A 17,135-nucleotide genomic window follows, 5' to 3' on the forward strand; every position below is an offset into this window, starting at 1 on the left:
GCGCCGGAACCGACCGGCTGCACCAAGGGGGGGGAAGTCGTGGAGTTCATATATTACTTCGGCAACGTGTTCGAACCCATCTCGCTTTTGCTGTTGATCGGCGGCACGATCGGCGGACTGATCCTTGGCGCCACGCCCGGGCTGTCTCCGACCATGGCCGTGGCATTGCTTATTCCCTTCACCTTCCAACTTGAAGCCGTCCAGGGGCTGATCCTGCTGGGGGCCGCCTATACCTCAACCGTTGCCGGTGGGGCGGTCAGCGCCATCTTGCTTAAAATTCCCGGTGCCCCCGCCAATATCGCCACCACGCTGGATGGCCATGCCATGGCGAAAAAGGGCGAAGGGGCAAAAGCCCTTCAGCTGTCTTTTCTGGCCTCGGCCGTGGGTGGCGTTTTTGGCGTTCTTCTGTTGATCTTTCTCACCCCCCTGCTGGCGAAATGGGCGCTGGCCTTTGGGCCGTCGCACCTGTTCTGGCTGGCGATACTGGGCGTCACGATCATCGGCTCTCTCGACTCGGCCTCGGTGGTGAAGGGGCTGCTATCGGGCTGCATCGGCCTGTGGCTGGCCACAATCGGCTTTGATGACATCATGGGCGCGCAGCGGTTTATCTTCCACCCGTCGCTGGGCGGCGGCATCAACATCATCGCCGCCCTCATCGGTCTCTTCGCCATTCCGCAGGTGTTGACCATGTTTGCAAAGGGGCGTCAGGGCGACGGGATTGAGGTGATCGAGGTGCAGAAACACGCCATCAAGGACGCCGTGCGCGAACTTCTTAGCCGCAAACGCGCCATGGCCATTGGCACGGCTGTCGGGTCGGTCATCGGCCTGATCCCAGGTGTGGGTGGTCAGATCGCCGGGCTGGTGGCCTATGACCAGACCAAGAAATTCTCACCCGAGCGCAAGAAATTCGGCACCGGCCATCCCGAAGGCGTGATTGCGGCAGAGTCTGCCAACAACGCGATGGTCGGCCCGTCACTCGTGCCCCTGCTGACGCTTTCGATCCCCGGCAGTCCAACTGCCGCTGTCCTGCTGGGCGGGCTGCTGATTCACGGGATCTTTCCTGGCACCGACCTGTTTGACAACCATCCCGATGTGGCCTGGACCTTCATCAACTCGATGTTGATCGGGCAGGTGCTGATGTGCCTGTTTGGCCTCTATATCGCGGGCATGGCCGCCAAGGTGGCACAGGTGCCACAATCTGTCATGGCTGCTGTGGTGCTGGGCCTGTCGGTTTTTGGCGCCTATTCGGTCCAGAGTTCGATGGGTGATGTCTATGTCATGGCCACTCTGGGCGTCATGATGTTCTTTCTTGAGCGTTTCGGCTTTTCTGCAGCCCCCCTTGTGCTGGGCCTGATCCTTGGCCCGATTGCCGAGGCCAATTTCATTCAGGGCAGCATGATCGCAAACGCCACTGACGGCATGGCCCCCTATTTCCTGGGGGGCGGGCTGAACATCCTGCTGATTGCCATCGTTGTGGCCTCCATCGCCTATTCGGTCTGGATGGAACTGCGCCAGCACCGCATCACCAACACCCCGCAAGAGGAGACACTGGTATGAGCCGCACACAGCATATCATCCCCTCGGGCCTTGTCTTTGCCGTTGGCTGCTGGGTGGCCTGGGTCAGCTATACCCAGCAACCCGCCGATGCTTTCCTTTTTCCACGCCTGATCTCGACTGCCTTTGTGGTTCTGGCAGGCTGGACATTCGTCAAGGCGCTGCTTGGCTGGTCCAAGATCGGCACGGGCATCCCCCGGCGCATGGCAATCAATCTGGCGCCCGGACTGATCGTTTCGCTGATTTATGTTTTCTGGGCCGCCAAAACACTCGGCTTTTACACTGCAACAACGATCGGGTTTTTCATCCTGCTGTCGCTCTACGATCCGGCGCCGCACGATCAGGCAAAAAGCTGGATCAGGCGGGCGATCGTCACGGCCTGCTTTGTCGCGGTAATGTACAGTGTGTTCGCGCTACTTCTAAAGGTCTACACACCACGTGAAATTCTGTTCTGAAACCAACAAAAAACCAAGATTCCAAGGGAGGAAACAAAAATGAAGAAACTACTCGCAGGGGCGGCCATGGCCCTCATGACCCTGACCGGAGGCGCCTACGCCGGAGATTATCCCGACCGGCCCGTGATGATGATGGTCAGCTATGGCGCCGGGGGCGCCACCGACTTTCAGGCGCGCATCGTCACCATGACCGCCGGCAACGAAGATGCGCTTGGCATGCCCATCGCCATCATAAACAAGCCCGGCGCCGGGGGCCGTGTCGGCTGGAACTGGTTCGCCACCCAGGCCGAGGCCGATGGCTATACACTCGCCGCCTATAACATCCCGCATTTCATCGCTCAGTCGATCAAAGGCGGCGTGGACTATTCCGCCGACAGCTTTGAGCCGATCGCCAACTGGGGCGCCGATCCGGCGGTCTTTGTTGTGGCCGCTGACAGCCCGATGAACTCGATGGAAGATGCCCTGGCCTATGCCAAGGAAAACCCCGGCAAGCTTACGTTTTCCGGTGCGGGTCTGTTTGTTGGCCACCACATCGCTGCCCTGCAGCTTGAGAAAGCAGCAGGTGTCAAAATGGCCTATATCCCCACCAAAGGTGGCGGCGCAGCAGCCATGAAAGCCGTGATCGCAGGCGACGTCTTGGCAGGTGTGAATAACCTGTCCGATGCCTTCCGCGCCCGCGAAGCAGGCAATGTGAAAATCCTTGGCGTATTTGATCTGGAGCGCAACGAATTCCTGCCAGACGTGCCCACCATGAAAGAACAGGGCCTGGATATCGACAACGCGTCAGTCAACTTCCGCGGCATCATGGTACCCAAAGGCACCCCGCAGGATGTCATCGACAAACTGGCCGCCACCGTGCCTGAAATGTTCGCAAACGCCAAAGTGGCCGGCAAGATGAAGGCCGGTGGCTCCCCCATGCACATCATGACCCGCAATGAAGTCAAAGAGATGTGGGCGGCCCGCGAAGCAACCCTCAAGGAACTGCTGGCCGGTCTGTGATCGCGCCATGAAAGAAAACCGGACAGGGCGGCCTGCCTGCCCTGTCCCCACCCAAAGGACACCCCGAAATGACCAAGCCCGACGATATCACAGCCGTTGATCAGATCATGGCCCGCGCCCGCCACGCCCAAAAGGCGTTCGAAGATGGCGCGACACAGGAACGCTATGATCTGGCCGCACAGGCCGTGGCCTGGGCCATCATGGAACCCGCGCGCAACCGGGCGCTGGCCGAACTGTCGGTCAAAACTACCGGGCTTGGCAACGTGGCTGACAAGATCACCAAAAACCACCGCAAGACGCTGGGCCTGATGCGCGATATCGCATCGGCCAAGACCCACGGCGTCGTGCGCGATGACCCCGCTACCGGCATCACCGAAATCGCCCGCCCCATTGGCGTGATCGGCGCGGTTGTGCCCTCTACCAACCCTGGCGCAACACCTGCCAACAACATCATCAACGCGCTGAAATGCGGTAACGCCATCGTGCTGTCGCCCTCGCCCAAAGGCGTAGCGACCTGCGAATTGCTGCTGTCGTATATCTATGCCGAATTCGACCGTCTTGGTCTTGATCATGACCTTGTGCAGATGGTTCCGGCGCCGGGATCGAAGGACAAGACCCAGCGCATGCTGGAACAATCCGATCTGGTTGTCGTCACCGGCTCTCAGGACAACGTGCGCCGTGCCTACACCTGCGGCACACCTGCCGTCGCGGTGGGCGCGGGCAATGTCACTGTAATTGTGGATGAAACCGCCGACCTGGCTGCCGCCGCGGCCAAAATCGCGGCGTCCAAAACCTTTGACAACGCCACCTCTTGTTCCTCCGAAAACGAATTGATTGTCGTCGACGCGGTCTATGACGCGTTCGTTGCCGCCATGGCTGCTGAAGGCGGGGCGCTGATCCCTGAATCCGGCGCAGACCAGATCGTTGAAAAGCTATGGCCCGACGGCCACCTCAACCGCGCGGTCATCGCCCAGGATGCCGATAAGATGATCGCCGCACTTGGACTGACCGGACAGGTGCCCGACGACACCCGCTTTATCGCAGTGGAAACCAGCAGCATCGGTCCCGACCATCCGCTATCGGGCGAAAAGCTTAGCCGCGTCGTCGCGCTCTACCGTGCCGCCGATTTCAAAGATGCCGCCGCGATCGCCGCCCGCATCCTCGACCATCAGGGCGCCGGACATTCCATTGGCCTGCACAGCACTGATGACACCCGCGCACGGTATCTGGGTGAAACGATCCCCACCTGCCGCGTGATCGTCAATCAGGCGCATTGCTTTGCCACCGGCGGGGCCTTCAACAACGGCATGCCGTTTTCCCTGTCGATGGGCTGCGGCAGTTGGGGCGGCAATTCGATCGACGACAATCTGCACTGGCGGCATTTCATGCAAACCACCAAGATCGTCCGCGAAATCCCCAGCCGTGAACCTGCCGTAGACGATATCTTCGCCAGCTACTGGGCAAAGGCCGGAAAATGAGCGCAACCCCACCCCAAGGCGCCCTGCGCGACTGGATCGACATGCGTGCCGACGCGGGCGGCCCGGCCTTCACCTTTCCCGAGGGGGGCGCGTCGCTTGACTGGCCCACCCTGCGCAACCGCGCCCATGATATCGCCCAGCTTCTGACAGCACAGGGGGCGGCCCGCGGCGAAAGCGTCGCTATCATGCAGCCCAACGGGCGCGCCGCGCTTGAATGCCTTTTCGGCACGCTTTACGGCGGCTTTCGTGCGACGATGATCAACCTTGTCGCCGGGCCCGAGGCAATTGGATATGCCCTTGGCCATTCCGGCGCACGCTTTGCCTTTGTGGGCGACGACCATCTGGCCCTATTCAATCAGGCCGATACGGGCGGGATGAGCCTGCTGGACCCCTCGGCTGATAACACCCCCGATATCGCCTTGCACCCTGTCGCACCTTCGGATCATGCGCTGCTGATGTACACTTCGGGTACCACCGGGCAACCCAAGGGCGTGGTGCATACCCAGTCCAGCCTGCTTGCCGGGGGCTGGACCACAACAATCGCCCATACCCTCACGCCCGATGACTGCGGGCTTTGTGTGCTGCCGATCTACCACATCAACGGGCTATGCGTGTCCGTCATGGGCACGCTGGTGTCTGGTGGCACACTGGCCATGTGCCCACGATTTTCATCCAACCGGTTCTGGGATCACGCCCGCGATGCGCAGGCGACCTGGTTCTCGGTCGTGCCCACCATCATTTCACACCTTTTGCATGGTCCCGCGAACCCCGACGCTACCACCCGCGCCCGCCTGCGCTTTGGCCGCTCGGCCTCGTCACCGCTGTCGCCCGAGGTTCAGCGCGCCTTTGAAACGCGGTTTGAGGTGCCGATCATCGAAACCATGGGCCTGACGGAAACTGCCGCGCAAATCCTGTCAAACCCTCTGCCCCCCGCCCCCCGCAAAATCGGCTCACCCGGGATCGCCTTTGGTAACGAAGCGACAATCCTGTCACCTGATCTGAATCCAATACCTCATGGGCAAGAGGGCGAAATTGCAGTGCGCGGTCCTAATATCATGCTGGAATACCTCAACAATCCTAAGGCCACGGCGGATAGTTTCACCCCCGACGGCTGGCTGCGTACCGGTGACCTGGGGCGACAGGATGCCGATGGTTATTTCTTTGTCACCGGACGCCTCAAGGAGCTGATCATCAAAGGCGGCGAAAACATCGCCCCGCGCGAAATTGACGAGGCCCTCTACGCCCACCCCGACGTGGTCGAGGCCGCGGCCTTTTCCTGCCCCTGCGACAGCTACGGCGAGCGGGTCGAGGCCGCCGTCACCGTGAAACCCGGATCGGCAGTTACCGCCGACCAGCTTCTGGCACTCTGCACCCGGCGCCTTGGCAAATTCAAATGCCCCGACCGCGTGCATTTCCTTGATGAACTCCCCAAAGGACCCTCGGGCAAGATCCAGCGCCGTATCCTGTCCGAAACCCTGAACGCCGCGCTACCCGCCAAGGCCTGACACCCGGATTTTTCGCAGAAAAATCGCGGCCATATGCACTGTTGTCAATCGTCAAGCCCCTTTGTCCAGTCCAGCATCCAGTCACGGAATGAACGCGCAGGCGGGCGCAGCGCCCGGCGATCGGGGTATACCAGATGATAGGTCTCGCGCCCCTCGACACTGACAAAATCCAAGCAGGGCACCAGTCCCGCTTCGGCCATCGCCTTGTCGCTCGCCGGGGCCCGGGCCAGCGCCACCCCGCCCCCTTCACTGGCCATTGCCATCGCCATAAGCGTGCTGTCGGCATAGACATACCGCGCGGTACCCGGCAAAACACCCAGATGATCAAACAGATAGGGCCAGCCCGCCCGGTGCGTCGCCACTTCGATCAACCGATGCTGCAACAGATCCTGCGGGGATGAGACGCCCTGCGCAACCTCGGGCAACGCCACCGGATACAGCTTCTCGCCCATCAAACGATCACTTTCCGGCCCATGGGCCTGTGGATTGCCGAAAACGATCTGCATGTCGTTAAAGCCCTGAGCGAATTCATGGGGCTGGTTGGCCGTGGTCAGGGTCAGGGAAATATCCGGGTGTAGACCCGCAAAATTGGTTAACCCCCGCGCCAGCACCCCATGGGCAAAGATCAGAACCGACTGCACGAACAGCTGCTGCGCAGGCCCCGCGCCAAACAGCCCGTCGGTGGCCCCCTCCAATGTCAGAAGCGCCTGCTGCACCGAAGGCAGGTAGGCCCGCCCGGTTTCGGTCAACGTAACCGCATGGGCGTGGCGCTCGAACAGGGGGGCGCCTAGCCGTTCTTCCAGTGCCTTCACCTGCTGGCTGACCGCCGCCGGTGACATGTTCAGCTGCCCTGCCGCCCGAGAAAAGCTTTCACAGCGCGCTGCCGCCTCGAACACGCGCAACCAGTTCAGCGAGGGAATCTTTGTTGCCATGATATCAGGCTAAGCAGAACTTAGCCTAAGCGTCCAGCGATACCGTTCTGAATTCTGCCGGATCTCGCCTAATCTGGCCAAACCAGCGCGAAACAGGATATCACCGATGCCCACGCCCCTTGCCCTGACCGGCGGACACCTCAGTGCCGCCCAGACCGAACACTACTGGGAGGACGGCTTTTTGTTCCCGCTTCAGGTGTTCGATGAAACCGAAGCCGCCCAGTACCGGGCCGAACTTGAGGCGATCGAACGCGACTGGCTGCCAGCCGACCTGCCCCTGCCTCTGAACACCTATAAGCGCGTCAACGCCCAATGCGTGATGCCACTGGCTGCGCGCCTGGCGCAGAACCCGCGCGTTCTGAACGCGGTCGAGGGCATTCTGGGACCCAACCTGATGATCTGGTCGGCTGAATTCTTCATCAAGGAACCGCACACCACCCATATTGTCGGCATGCATCAGGACCTGACGTATTGGGGCATGGGCGAAACCTCGGATCAGGTAACGGCATGGATCGCGCTGTCACCCGCCACGGTGCAATCGGGGTGCATGGAATTTGTCGCCGGTTCACACAAAAACCCGATCATGCCGCACAATGACACGTTTTCAGAAAATAACCTGCTTAGCCGCGGTCAGGAAATCGCGGTTGATGTGGCCGATAGCGACAAAACCCCTATCGAGTTGCAACCCGGCCAGATGTCCCTGCACCACGGCCTGACCATTCACGGCTCGGGGCCCAATACCTCAGACGACCGCCGCATCGGCTTTGCCATCCGCTATCTCAACCCGAATGCCAGACAACAGGTGGCCGACCGCGACTATGCGATGATGGCACGCGGTGTGGATACCTCGGGTAATTTCATCCACTACATGCCGCCCACTGCCAATTTCAGCCCGCAATCGCTGGACCTTTACGAAAAAATCCGCGCCGATCAGACCAAAGCCCTTGCACAAGGGGCCACAGGCGATGTTTCACTATACAACAAGGCAGCCGCCTCATAGGAAAGGGAGTTCCCAGATGGACAAGGTCAACTTCACCCAGATGAAAGACGGAACCAAGGAAGAGTATGAATTCCTGACCGCCCATGAAATCGACCACACAAAACACACCGCGCACCGGCTGCTGAAAGCGCTGGTCGACCTCGACGAAAGCCTCTCGGGCTACCAGATCACCCGCCTTGGGCATTCCGTGCAATCCGCCACCCGGGCGTGGCGGGATGGCGCGGATATTGATTGGGTTGTCTCGGCGCTCTTGCACGATATCGGCGATATCTACGCGCCCTACAATCACGACGAATATGCCGCCACCATCCTCAAACCCTTTGTGCGCGAACAATGCGCGTGGTGCGTCCAGACCCACGGCGATTTCCAGATGCTCTACTACGGTCACCACCTTGATGGCTTTGACCAGCACAAGCGCGAGCGTCACGCAGGCCACCCCTATTTCGACGACTGCGCCGAGTTCTGCGAAAGGTGGGATCAGGCCAGCTTTGACCCGGATTACGACGACCTGCCTCTGGAGTTTTTCGCCCCCATGGTCGAACAGGTCTTTGCCCGCAAACCCTATGACCCCGCCGTCATCCGCGCAGGCGAACGCGAGCCCCTGACCAATACCAGCGTCGCCGCAGAACGCGAATGACCGGTCAGAGCCCACTTAAACTTTGGGGCGAACTGCAGCGCTTTTAGCGAAGGCCAAGAAACCGCCTGGAAGGGCTATGCTTATTTGGTGTAGCCACCTTCGCCGAATGCCGCCGGGTCAAGAATTGCAAGACACGCGTACTCGCTGTCATGGACGCCCAGTTTCTGGCAAACGTGCCGCGACACGTGATTATCGGACCGCACGCCGGTGTAAAATTCTTCGACGCCGAATTTCTCGTGCATGGTGCGAGCCGCCAGCGCACCGAGATAGAGTGACAGGCTTTGACCACGGTCCTGATCGCGCGTGGCAAGCATACCCCACCACGAGGCTTTGCCGAAGCGACTTTCAATGTGATTGCGCAGGCAGGCACCAGCACAAGCCGCAACGCCACCGTCCGGTGCTTCAAGGCAGAAATACGCAGCATTGCGCATCTGCCCAAACAAGACTGGCGTCATTGGCGGTAAGACCCCGCATGCTGCTGCAGTTTCTTCGAGTGCATCGAGTATGTGCGCGGGTGTTTCAGGGCTTAGCTGATGCAGGTGATATTGATCCGGCAATTCAAAGTTGGCCAAGTATTCCTCGCAGATGGTTAGACATTGAGGTCCCCCCATGAACTGGTCCCACCGATCATTTACCAAGCCTTTTTCTGCATATTCTTCCGCAAATCGTGCTTCCTGGGATTTTAGGACATAGTGATTGGCCGTAGCCCCTTGTAGCAATGCAAGTGCGGCCACTTTATCTACCTCGGCGAAGTCGGGCCTATCAATCGCCCACATGCGGCCTTCGGTACCAAATGCAGATTGATCCTGCAGTAAAGGGGAAAGTTCGTATGCGATCCTCTGCATACGCTTTTGAACTTTAGTCCCGAAAAACCGTGGCTTCATAACGAACGTGTCCCGCTTTTACTGCCAAAATAGCAGGGTTCTGACGTTTTGAATACAGATCAAGTTTCTGTAACCCACCCTGCAATGCTTCAGGGGGGCTCTCAGTGAAACCCGGAATCGGACCGTTTTGTCCGCTTAGCGGACTTCTGAAAAAAAATTCCGGCGTTCCTCACGGCTATGGCGAAACCTTCGCCCGTTCGCCCACATCCCCAACCCACCAGGATCGCTTAACCCCCTGATAAATCTCGATCTGATCGCCCGGCTTGAACTCTCTCAACTCGGCCTCGCGGCGCAGGATACTTGCACCTTCGCGCCCCCGGGCATCACGCCAGATCAGGCGCAACCGGCGGCGGTTGTTCAGCTTTAATCCGGTGTATCTTACCTCTTGCACCATCGCCGTTTCCCGCCGCCCGTAACGGCGCGCACGCACGGCCGAAACCGCCCAGCCGCCCACCACAAACAGACCGGCCAGAAACGCCAGCCCGGTCAGCAGGGCCATAACCTGCAACATGCTCGAACTTGACCGGTATTGCCCCGGTACCAGTTCAACCAGTTCCGGCTGGCTTGCCAGATAGCGCAGGCGCAATTCGCTGCCTTCGGCCTGCTTTTCGTACTCGGGGCGGCCAACTTTTTGCACCACCGCAATCTCCTGGCCCTCGCGGGTGGTGAATTTCAGCCCCAGAAAATAGGTGATCCTGTTGCGGTCCTCTTCGCCCTTGGGCTGTTTGGCGAACCGTTCGGTCACAATTGCGGTGGCGTCGCGGCCCTCGGCCTCGAACCGCTGCGCCAGCCCCAGGTTGCTCTGACTGATCAGCGACAAAAGCAGGCACACCGCGCCCAGCACGATCACCAGCCAGCCGCCCATTTTCGTGAACAGGCGAAAAAACGAAACCGGGCCATCAGGAATGATCAATGCCATGGCTTAACCTTCTTTAACAACGGTCCCATTTTGACAGAGCCTCTACAGCTTACCCCGGTCAGTTCCGACCAAGCCAGCCCATCTTCCAGAAAATCCAGAACAGCATCAGACCGAGCACAACCAGTCCAGCCGTGACAATCCAAAAGGCGCCACCATAGTTGGCGCCGGGCATACCACCCACGTTGATGCCCAACAGGCCGGTGATCAAACCCAGCGGCAGAAAAATCGCGGCCACGACGGACAGGACCAGCATCTGCCGGTTCATCGCCTCGGCGCGGGTGTCCATGATCTGGTCATGCACCACCTGCGCACGGTCGCGGATCGCGTCCAGTTCCTCGGCCAGCCGGGTCATGCGTTCAGTCGCCTCGCGCAGACGCGACCGGTCATGCATCCTGACCCATGGCAGATCCTCGATCTCGAACGTGCTCAGGGCATCGCGTTGTGGCGCCATATGTCGACGCAACATGATCGACACGCGTCGGATATCACCCAGATTTCGCCGGCTCATCGAGGAAAGCCCCTCGATCACCTGATCCTCCAGCACATCCACTTTCTCGTTCAGTCCCGCCACCACCGGTTCGGCCCGGTCTGCCAGCCGCAGCGCCAGACGTGCCACCAGCTCGGCCGCGCCATCCGGGCCCTGACCGCGGGCCACCGCGTCCTGAACATCCGATACCGCCATCAGGCGCCGCATTTGCACGGTAACCACCAGCTGCTCGGTGATCCACATTCTGAGCGATACCATATCCTCAACCTCGTCGCCGGGGTTCAGGTTCACGCCGCGCAGGTTCATCAGCACGCCGTCGCCATGCACGCTGCACCTTGGCCGAGTCTCGGGCGCCAGCAATGCCCGCTGTACCAGCGGCTCCAGCCCGATGCCTTCCAGCCAGTGCTGCGCGCCCTGCCTGCCGCAATCAACATGCACCCAGACAAAACCGGGCGGCGACACATCCAGCCCGGCCAGCCCTTTGGCCCCCAGATCAATCGGCTTGCCCTGGCCTGCCTTGTCGATCCGCCACTGACTCACCCCGTCCATCGCCATACCTCCACCTGCCTTGCCCACAGTCTGCGCCGGAATTAACCGCCTGTCACCCAATCGCTGCGCCAATAAATTGCCGCGTCCATCTTTCCCTTGGGCTGCGGTTTCGCTAGACGTCGGGCAACCCGTGAAATGCGCAAGGTATGACGTGATGGCAATGGAAAAAACATTCGACTCAAACGAGGCCGAGACCCGCCTTTATCAGGCCTGGGAAAAATCAGGCTGCTTCAAGGCCGGGGCCAATGCCAAACCGGGCGCTGAAACCTTCAGCATCATGATCCCGCCGCCCAACGTGACAGGCAGCCTTCACATGGGTCACGCCTTTAACAACACGCTGCAGGATATCCTTGTGCGCTGGCACCGGATGCGCGGCTTTGACACGCTCTGGCAGCCCGGCACCGATCATGCGGGCATCGCCACGCAGATGGTGACCGAACGCGACATGGCCGCCAATCAGGAACCGTCGCGCACGGAAATGGGCCGCGAGGCGTTTGAAAAACGCGTCTGGCAACAAAAGATCAAATCGCGTGGCACCATCATTGGGCAGCTCAAACGCCTTGGCGCCTCGTGTGACTGGTCGCGTGAGGCGTTTACCATGTCCGGCGCGCCGTCTGCGCCTGAAGGAGAAGAGGGCAATTTCCACGACGCCGTGATCAAGGTCTTTGTTGATATGTACAACAAGGGGCTGATCTATCGCGGCAAGCGGCTGGTCAACTGGGACCCGCATTTTGAAACCGCGATCAGCGACCTTGAGGTCGAAAACCTTGAGGTCGCCGGCCACATGTGGCACTTCAAATACCCGCTGGCGGGCGGCGCGACCTATGAATATGTCGAAAAGGATGAAGACGGCAACGTGCTCTTCACCGAAGAGCGCGATTATATCTCCATCGCCACGACGCGCCCCGAAACCATGCTGGGCGACGGCGCGGTTGCGGTTCATCCTTCAGATGAACGTTACGCGCCAATCGTCGGAAAACTATGCGAAATTCCGGTTGGCCCCAAGGAACACCGCCGGTTGATCCCGATCATCACCGATGAATACCCCGATCCCACTTTTGGCTCGGGCGCGGTGAAAATCACCGGCGCGCATGATTTCAACGACTACGAAGTCGCCAAACGTGGCGGCATCCCGATGTACCGGCTGATGGACACCAAAGGCCAGATGCGCAATGACGGCGCTGATTACGCCACCTGCGCCACACGAGCACAGGAAATTGCCAATGGGGCCGAGTTTACCGGCGCCGAGGTCGACACGCTCAACCTCATCCCCGACCACCTGCGCGGACTCGACCGGTTCGAGGCGCGTGCCAAGGTCGTCGAAGAGATCACCCATGAGGGCCTTGCCGTCATGGTGCCCGAAAACGATCCGCGCCTTGGCAAGGCTGCCCACGTCCCCGTCGCCCCCGAAGAGGGCGGCGACCCGCGCGAGGCGTCGCTTGTGCCGCTGGTCGAGCCGAAACCCATCATGCAGCCCTTTGGCGACCGCTCGAAAGTGGTGATCGAACCGATGCTGACCGATCAGTGGTTCGTGGACACGGCCAAGATCGTCGGGCCCGCCATCGACGCGGTGAAAAACGGCGATGTGCGGATCATGCCCGAGGCGGACCGCAAGGTTTATTTCCACTGGCTGGAAAACATCGAGCCGTGGTGCATCTCACGCCAGCTCTGGTGGGGGCATCAAATTCCGGTTTGGTATGGTCCATCGCTTGCAGCCATGGAAAAGTTTAAATCTGAGTGCAAAATTAAAAAGACAGGAAAGGCAATAACGCGCGCCTCTCTTCTCAGCCTAGATTCATCTCTCGAAGGAGCCAACTTCAAAGTGTTTTGCGCACCGAGTGAGCGAGAGCTACGAAAACAAGCTCGCCAGTACTATGGTTCGGAAAAATCTCTGCTCGTACACAAAAAGGCTCAGTATTCCGGATATGCAGTGGTAGGAATGAGCGGAAGACGAGCAGAACTGCACCGCGACCCCGACGTCCTCGACACATGGTTCTCTTCCGGTCTCTGGCCCATCGGCACGCTTGGCTGGCCCGAGGAAACCGAGGAACTCAAAAAATACTTCCCCACCTCCGTCCTGATCACCGGCTTTGACATCATCTTTTTCTGGGTCGCCCGGATGATGATGATGCAATATGCCGTGGTCGGGCAAAAGCCGTTCAATGATGTCTATGTCCACGCCCTTGTCCGCGACGAGAAGGGCAAGAAGATGTCGAAATCTCTGGGCAATGTCCTCGACCCGCTGGAACTGATTGACGAATACGGCGCGGATGCGGTGCGTTTTACGTTGACAGCGATGGCCGCCATGGGCCGCGATCTGAAGCTTTCGACGCAGCGCATCGCCGGGTACCGCAACTTCGGCACCAAACTGTGGAATGCCGCCCGCTTTGCTGAAATGAACGAGGCCACGGGCCACGATTTTTCTGCGAAAAATCACCCCACCCCCACCGCCACGGTGAACAAGTGGATCATGGGCGAAACAGCACAGGTCCGCGCCGAGGTTGACGCAGCACTGGAGCAATACCGCTTTAACGACGCCGCCAATGCGCTTTATGCTTTTGTCTGGGGTAAGGTCTGCGACTGGTACGTGGAATTCTCCAAGCCCCTGCTGATGGACGGCGACGATGCCACCAAGGCCGAGACGCAGGAAACCATGGCCTGGGTTATCGACCAGTGCCTGATCCTGCTGCACCCGATCATGCCGTTTATCACCGAAGAACTGTGGGACACCCTTGGCAACCGTCCCAAAATGCTGATCCACACCGATTGGCCCACCTACGGCAATGAGCTGGTAGACGCCGCCGCCGACCGCGAAATGAACTGGGTGATTTCCCTGATTGAAAGCGTCCGGTCCGCCCGCGCCCAGATGCATGTGCCCGCCGGTCTGAAAATCCCGGTTCTGGTGACTGAGCTTGACGCCGCAGGGCAAGCGGCCTGGGACAACAACGAGGCGATGATCAAACGCCTTGCCCGGATCGACAGCCTGACCCACGCGGGGACCTTCCCCAAGGGCTGTATCACCGTCGCGGTTGAGGGCGGCAGCTTTGGTCTGCCGCTGGCCGATATTATCGACATTGGCGAAGAAAAGGCGCGTCTGGAAAAAACCATTGGCAAGCTTGAAAAGGAACTTGGGGGCCTGCGCGGCAGACTGAACAACCCCAAGTTCGTTGCAAGCGCCCCCGAGGAAATCGTCGTCGAAGCCCGCGAAAACCTTGGACTGCGCGAAGAAGAGCATACCAAGCTCAAGGCCGCCCTCGACCGCCTGAACGAAATCGGCTGACCCTGTCGCTGGCTGCGCTGTCCCTTGCCACCGGCCAAAACGTACGTCCGATTTGCGAAACGGGTCAGATAGCGTACGTTTTTGACGTACAAAGCGTACAAATTGTACGTTTTGGAGCCCCGGCTCAGGCCTTGCCCGAAAAGTCTGGCTTGCGCCCCGACATATTGGCGGAAATCACCTCCATCTGGTGCGGTTTTCCGATCAGACCGGCCTGCTCGCGGCTTTCCGCCAGCAGCACCGTGTCTTGATCCACCCCGCTTTCGGCCAGCCCGATCAGACGTTTGGCAGCGCGGATGGCCGAAGGGCTTTTTCCTGCTATTTCAGTGGCCAAGGCCATGGCCGCGCCATGTGGGCCTTCGGCCAGTTCGGTCACCAGCCCCCACGCGGCCGCCCTTTCGGCAGTGATCGGAGCGGCAGAATAGGTCATCCGCCGGACCACATCGCTGCGCGTCAGTTGCGGCAACAGGGCCATGCCCCCCATATCCGGGATCAGACCCCATTTCATCTCCATGATTGCCAGCTTAGCATCTTGATTTGCAATACGAATATCGGCCCCAAGCGCCAGCTGAAACCCGGCACCGTAGACCGCCCCGTGCAACGCCGCGATCACCGGCACCGGCAACCGTCGCCAGATCATCGCAACCTCTTGGAACAAATTGGAATTTCCGTGCGTTCGCGGCATCACCAGCGCCTCGGGGTCGCCCGCAGCCAGTTGCGCGAAACTCATAACATCCAGCCCGGCACAAAATGACTTACCCTCACCCGACATCACCACCGCACGGATGTCAGCACCCATAAGGCTTTGACCTGCCTCGACAATTTCCTCGGCCATCGCCGGATCAACCGCGTTCATCTTGTCCGGACGGTTCAGCGTGACCTTCGCAATGTGATCTTCGATTTCGACAATTACCCGGCTCATGGCGCCCTCCCTCGATTGACCCCATGAAACCTTAATTTTTTCCTGCCTGCCAGCGCGACCTAAGGGAACGACGCTTTCAACCGTGCGCATCATGCCAAGCGACGTGTCAACTTGGCCATAGGGGTTCCCAGTTTTTGCGAGTCATTCTCAAGCAACCATCCCCTCTCCGATTTCAAGGGCTTGCGCGACCGCCCGCATTATCCCAATCTGCGATCCATGACTGTTCCACGCTACACCAGACTGATTCAATCCCTGCCTGCCAGCGTGCCGTTTGTCGGCCCAGAGGAGCAGGAACGCACCCGCGGTGCGCCGTTTGCCGCGCGCCTCGGCGCCAATGAAAATGTCTTTGGCCCCTCACCCAAAGCAATTGCCGCAATGCAGGCCGAAACGCTGGAAATCTGGAAATACGGTGACCCGACCAGTTTTGACCTTCGCAATGCACTGGCCGCGCACATGCGTGTGCAGCCACAGAATATCCTTGTAGGCGAGGGGATAGACGGACTGCTGGGCTATCTGGTCCGGTTGTTGATCAGTCAGGGTGATGCGGTTGTAACCTCGGATGGGGCGTATCCTACCTTCAACTATCATGTGACCGGCTTTGGCGGGATTATTCACAAAGTACCCTACAATGGCGATCACGAGGATCCCGCAGCGCTTTTTGCCAAAGCAAAAGAGGTTGAGGCAAAACTGGTCTATCTGGCCAACCCGGACAATCCGATGGGGACATGGCACGCCGGTACCGTGATCGCACAGGCCCTGAATGAGCTGCCAGAGGATTGTTTGCTATTGCTGGACGAGGCCTATGTCGAATTTGCCCCCGAAGGCACTGCAGCGCAAGTAGATGTCGAAGACCCCCGCATTATCCGAATGCGCACCTTTTCAAAGGCCTACGGCATGGCGGGTGCCCGGATTGGCTATGCGGTCGGTGCGGAGGGTCTGATCAGAAACTTCGACAAGATCCGCAATCATTTCGGCATGAACCGAATGGCGCAGACCGGGGCGCTGGCCGCGCTCAACGATCAGGACTGGCTGGCCCAAACCCAAGCGAAGGTGTCCCAGGCCCGTGACAGGATCAGCCGGATCGCGGGCGACAACGGGCTGACCATCCTGCCCTCGGCCACAAATTTTGTGGCTGTGGATTGCGGCGCGGACGGCGATTTTGCCCGCAAGGTTCTGGCAGCGCTTGTCGCACGTGGCATTTTCGTTCGAATGCCGTTTGTGGCCCCGCAAGATCGTTGTATCCGCATCAGTTGCGGGCGGCCAGAGGACCTGGATTTATTGGCAGAGGCCCTGCCGTTGGCATTGGCAGAAGCCCGCAAATAATCGGCTGGCGAAATTTTTAACCTGACAGCGATATTTCTTGCGGTAAACTTGGCCCATGAGACGTGGAAACATGCCCGCAGCCCCCAACTACACCAATGCAGCACTGGTGATGGGCCTGGTGAATCTAATTTGGATTTTCATGGTTATATGGGCAACGCTTGGCCTGCCTGCAGTCCTGATAACAGGCTATATTCTGGATAGGCTGATTACCTTG

14 protein-coding genes are annotated in these 17,135 nt (G+C 59.6%); 9 read left to right on the top strand and 5 right to left on the bottom strand.

What is annotated here, in order from left to right:
• Nucleotides 1–39 precede the first annotated feature (39 nt).
• The 5 genes from PEL8287_RS09255 (at nt 40) to PEL8287_RS09275 (ending at nt 5,991) form a co-directional block, all read left to right on the top strand.
• A complete protein-coding gene (locus PEL8287_RS09255) occupies nt 40–1,557 on the top strand; it encodes a tripartite tricarboxylate transporter permease (protein WP_085892104.1) in 1,518 nt (505 codons plus the stop codon).
• Nucleotides 1,554–2,009, top strand: coding sequence for a tripartite tricarboxylate transporter TctB family protein (locus tag PEL8287_RS09260; protein ID WP_085892105.1), 456 nt, complete (start codon nt 1,554–1,556; stop codon nt 2,007–2,009). The genes PEL8287_RS09255 and PEL8287_RS09260 overlap by 4 nt, the downstream gene beginning before the upstream one ends.
• A 39-nt stretch (nt 2,010–2,048) precedes the next feature.
• A complete protein-coding gene (locus PEL8287_RS09265) occupies nt 2,049–3,008 on the top strand; it encodes a tripartite tricarboxylate transporter substrate binding protein (protein WP_085892106.1) in 960 nt (319 codons plus the stop codon).
• Nucleotides 3,009–3,076: 68 nt separating this feature from the next.
• The gene (sauS, locus tag PEL8287_RS09270; protein ID WP_085892107.1) at nt 3,077–4,486 is read left to right on the top strand and encodes an acylating sulfoacetaldehyde dehydrogenase; all 1,410 of its coding nucleotides are present in this window, start codon (nt 3,077–3,079) and stop codon (nt 4,484–4,486) included.
• Complete coding sequence (locus PEL8287_RS09275) at nt 4,483–5,991, top strand: AMP-binding protein (protein WP_085892108.1); 1,509 nt, start codon at nt 4,483–4,485, stop codon at nt 5,989–5,991. Before sauS ends, PEL8287_RS09275 begins: the two co-directional genes overlap by 4 nt.
• A gap of 44 nt (nt 5,992–6,035) precedes the next feature.
• On the opposite strand, the gene PEL8287_RS09280 is transcribed toward PEL8287_RS09275, so the two are convergent.
• Complete coding sequence (locus PEL8287_RS09280; protein ID WP_085892109.1) at nt 6,036–6,923, bottom strand: LysR family transcriptional regulator; 888 nt, start codon at nt 6,921–6,923, stop codon at nt 6,036–6,038.
• A gap of 106 nt (nt 6,924–7,029) precedes the next feature.
• On the opposite strand from PEL8287_RS09280, the gene PEL8287_RS09285 reads away from it, so the two are divergent.
• Nucleotides 7,030–7,923 carry a phytanoyl-CoA dioxygenase family protein gene (locus PEL8287_RS09285; RefSeq protein ID WP_085892110.1) on the top strand — a complete coding sequence of 298 codons (894 nt, stop codon included), beginning with the start codon at nt 7,030–7,032 and terminating at the stop codon, nt 7,921–7,923.
• A gap of 16 nt (nt 7,924–7,939) precedes the next feature.
• Complete coding sequence (locus tag PEL8287_RS09290; RefSeq protein WP_085892111.1) at nt 7,940–8,560, top strand: HD domain-containing protein; 621 nt, start codon at nt 7,940–7,942, stop codon at nt 8,558–8,560.
• Between the two features lie 80 nt (nt 8,561–8,640).
• Here PEL8287_RS09290 and PEL8287_RS09295 read toward each other — a convergent pair whose 3' ends face one another.
• The 3 genes from PEL8287_RS09295 to PEL8287_RS09305 form a co-directional block, all read right to left on the bottom strand.
• Nucleotides 8,641–9,444 carry a hypothetical protein gene (locus PEL8287_RS09295; RefSeq protein ID WP_139837752.1) on the bottom strand — a complete coding sequence of 268 codons (804 nt, stop codon included), beginning with the start codon at nt 9,442–9,444 and terminating at the stop codon, nt 8,641–8,643.
• A gap of 175 nt (nt 9,445–9,619) precedes the next feature.
• On the bottom strand, nt 9,620–10,363 hold the full coding sequence (locus PEL8287_RS09300) for a hypothetical protein (RefSeq protein ID WP_085892113.1): 744 nt from the start codon (nt 10,361–10,363) through the stop codon (nt 9,620–9,622).
• A gap of 58 nt (nt 10,364–10,421) precedes the next feature.
• Nucleotides 10,422–11,399: a zinc transporter ZntB gene (locus PEL8287_RS09305; protein WP_085892320.1), complete on the bottom strand. Its 978-nt coding sequence runs from the start codon at nt 11,397–11,399 to the stop codon at nt 10,422–10,424.
• A 154-nt stretch (nt 11,400–11,553) separates the two neighbouring features.
• On the opposite strand from PEL8287_RS09305, the gene PEL8287_RS09310 reads away from it, so the two are divergent.
• The gene (locus tag PEL8287_RS09310) at nt 11,554–14,679 is read left to right on the top strand and encodes a valine--tRNA ligase (RefSeq protein ID WP_085892114.1); all 3,126 of its coding nucleotides are present in this window, start codon (nt 11,554–11,556) and stop codon (nt 14,677–14,679) included.
• Nucleotides 14,680–14,803: 124 nt separating this feature from the next.
• On the opposite strand, the gene PEL8287_RS09315 is transcribed toward PEL8287_RS09310, so the two are convergent.
• Nucleotides 14,804–15,598, bottom strand: coding sequence for a crotonase/enoyl-CoA hydratase family protein (locus tag PEL8287_RS09315; RefSeq protein WP_085892115.1), 795 nt, complete (start codon nt 15,596–15,598; stop codon nt 14,804–14,806).
• Nucleotides 15,599–15,814: 216 nt separating this feature from the next.
• Between PEL8287_RS09315 and PEL8287_RS09320 the strand changes: the two genes are divergently transcribed.
• Entirely contained in the window at nt 15,815–16,921 is a 1,107-nt protein-coding gene (locus PEL8287_RS09320) for a pyridoxal phosphate-dependent aminotransferase (protein ID WP_085892321.1), read from the top strand.
• Nucleotides 16,922–17,135 lie beyond the last annotated feature (214 nt).

It is taken from the genome of Roseovarius litorisediminis, assembly GCF_900172295.1.
Classification (GTDB): domain Bacteria; phylum Pseudomonadota; class Alphaproteobacteria; order Rhodobacterales; family Rhodobacteraceae; genus Roseovarius; species Roseovarius litorisediminis.

Excerpts from the sequence above, each read along its gene's own strand:
- PEL8287_RS09315 (WP_085892115.1), bottom strand. The coding sequence starts at position 15,598 with ATGAGCCGGGTAATTGTCGAAATCGAAGATCACATTGCGAAGGTCACG.
- PEL8287_RS09280 (WP_085892109.1), bottom strand. The coding sequence starts at position 6,923 with ATGGCAACAAAGATTCCCTCGCTGAACTGGTTGCGCGTGTTCGAGGCG.
- PEL8287_RS09320 (WP_085892321.1), top strand. The coding sequence starts at position 15,815 with ATGACTGTTCCACGCTACACCAGACTGATTCAATCCCTGCCTGCCAGC.
- PEL8287_RS09285 (WP_085892110.1), top strand. The coding sequence starts at position 7,030 with ATGCCCACGCCCCTTGCCCTGACCGGCGGACACCTCAGTGCCGCCCAG.
- PEL8287_RS09260 (WP_085892105.1), top strand. The coding sequence starts at position 1,554 with ATGAGCCGCACACAGCATATCATCCCCTCGGGCCTTGTCTTTGCCGTT.
- PEL8287_RS09295 (WP_139837752.1), bottom strand. The coding sequence starts at position 9,444 with ATGAAGCCACGGTTTTTCGGGACTAAAGTTCAAAAGCGTATGCAGAGG.
- PEL8287_RS09265 (WP_085892106.1), top strand. The coding sequence starts at position 2,049 with ATGAAGAAACTACTCGCAGGGGCGGCCATGGCCCTCATGACCCTGACC.
- PEL8287_RS09300 (WP_085892113.1), bottom strand. The coding sequence starts at position 10,363 with ATGGCATTGATCATTCCTGATGGCCCGGTTTCGTTTTTTCGCCTGTTC.
- sauS (WP_085892107.1), top strand. The coding sequence starts at position 3,077 with ATGACCAAGCCCGACGATATCACAGCCGTTGATCAGATCATGGCCCGC.
- PEL8287_RS09275 (WP_085892108.1), top strand. The coding sequence starts at position 4,483 with ATGAGCGCAACCCCACCCCAAGGCGCCCTGCGCGACTGGATCGACATG.
- PEL8287_RS09290 (WP_085892111.1), top strand. The coding sequence starts at position 7,940 with ATGGACAAGGTCAACTTCACCCAGATGAAAGACGGAACCAAGGAAGAG.
- PEL8287_RS09310 (WP_085892114.1), top strand. The coding sequence starts at position 11,554 with ATGGCAATGGAAAAAACATTCGACTCAAACGAGGCCGAGACCCGCCTT.
- PEL8287_RS09305 (WP_085892320.1), bottom strand. The coding sequence starts at position 11,399 with ATGGACGGGGTGAGTCAGTGGCGGATCGACAAGGCAGGCCAGGGCAAG.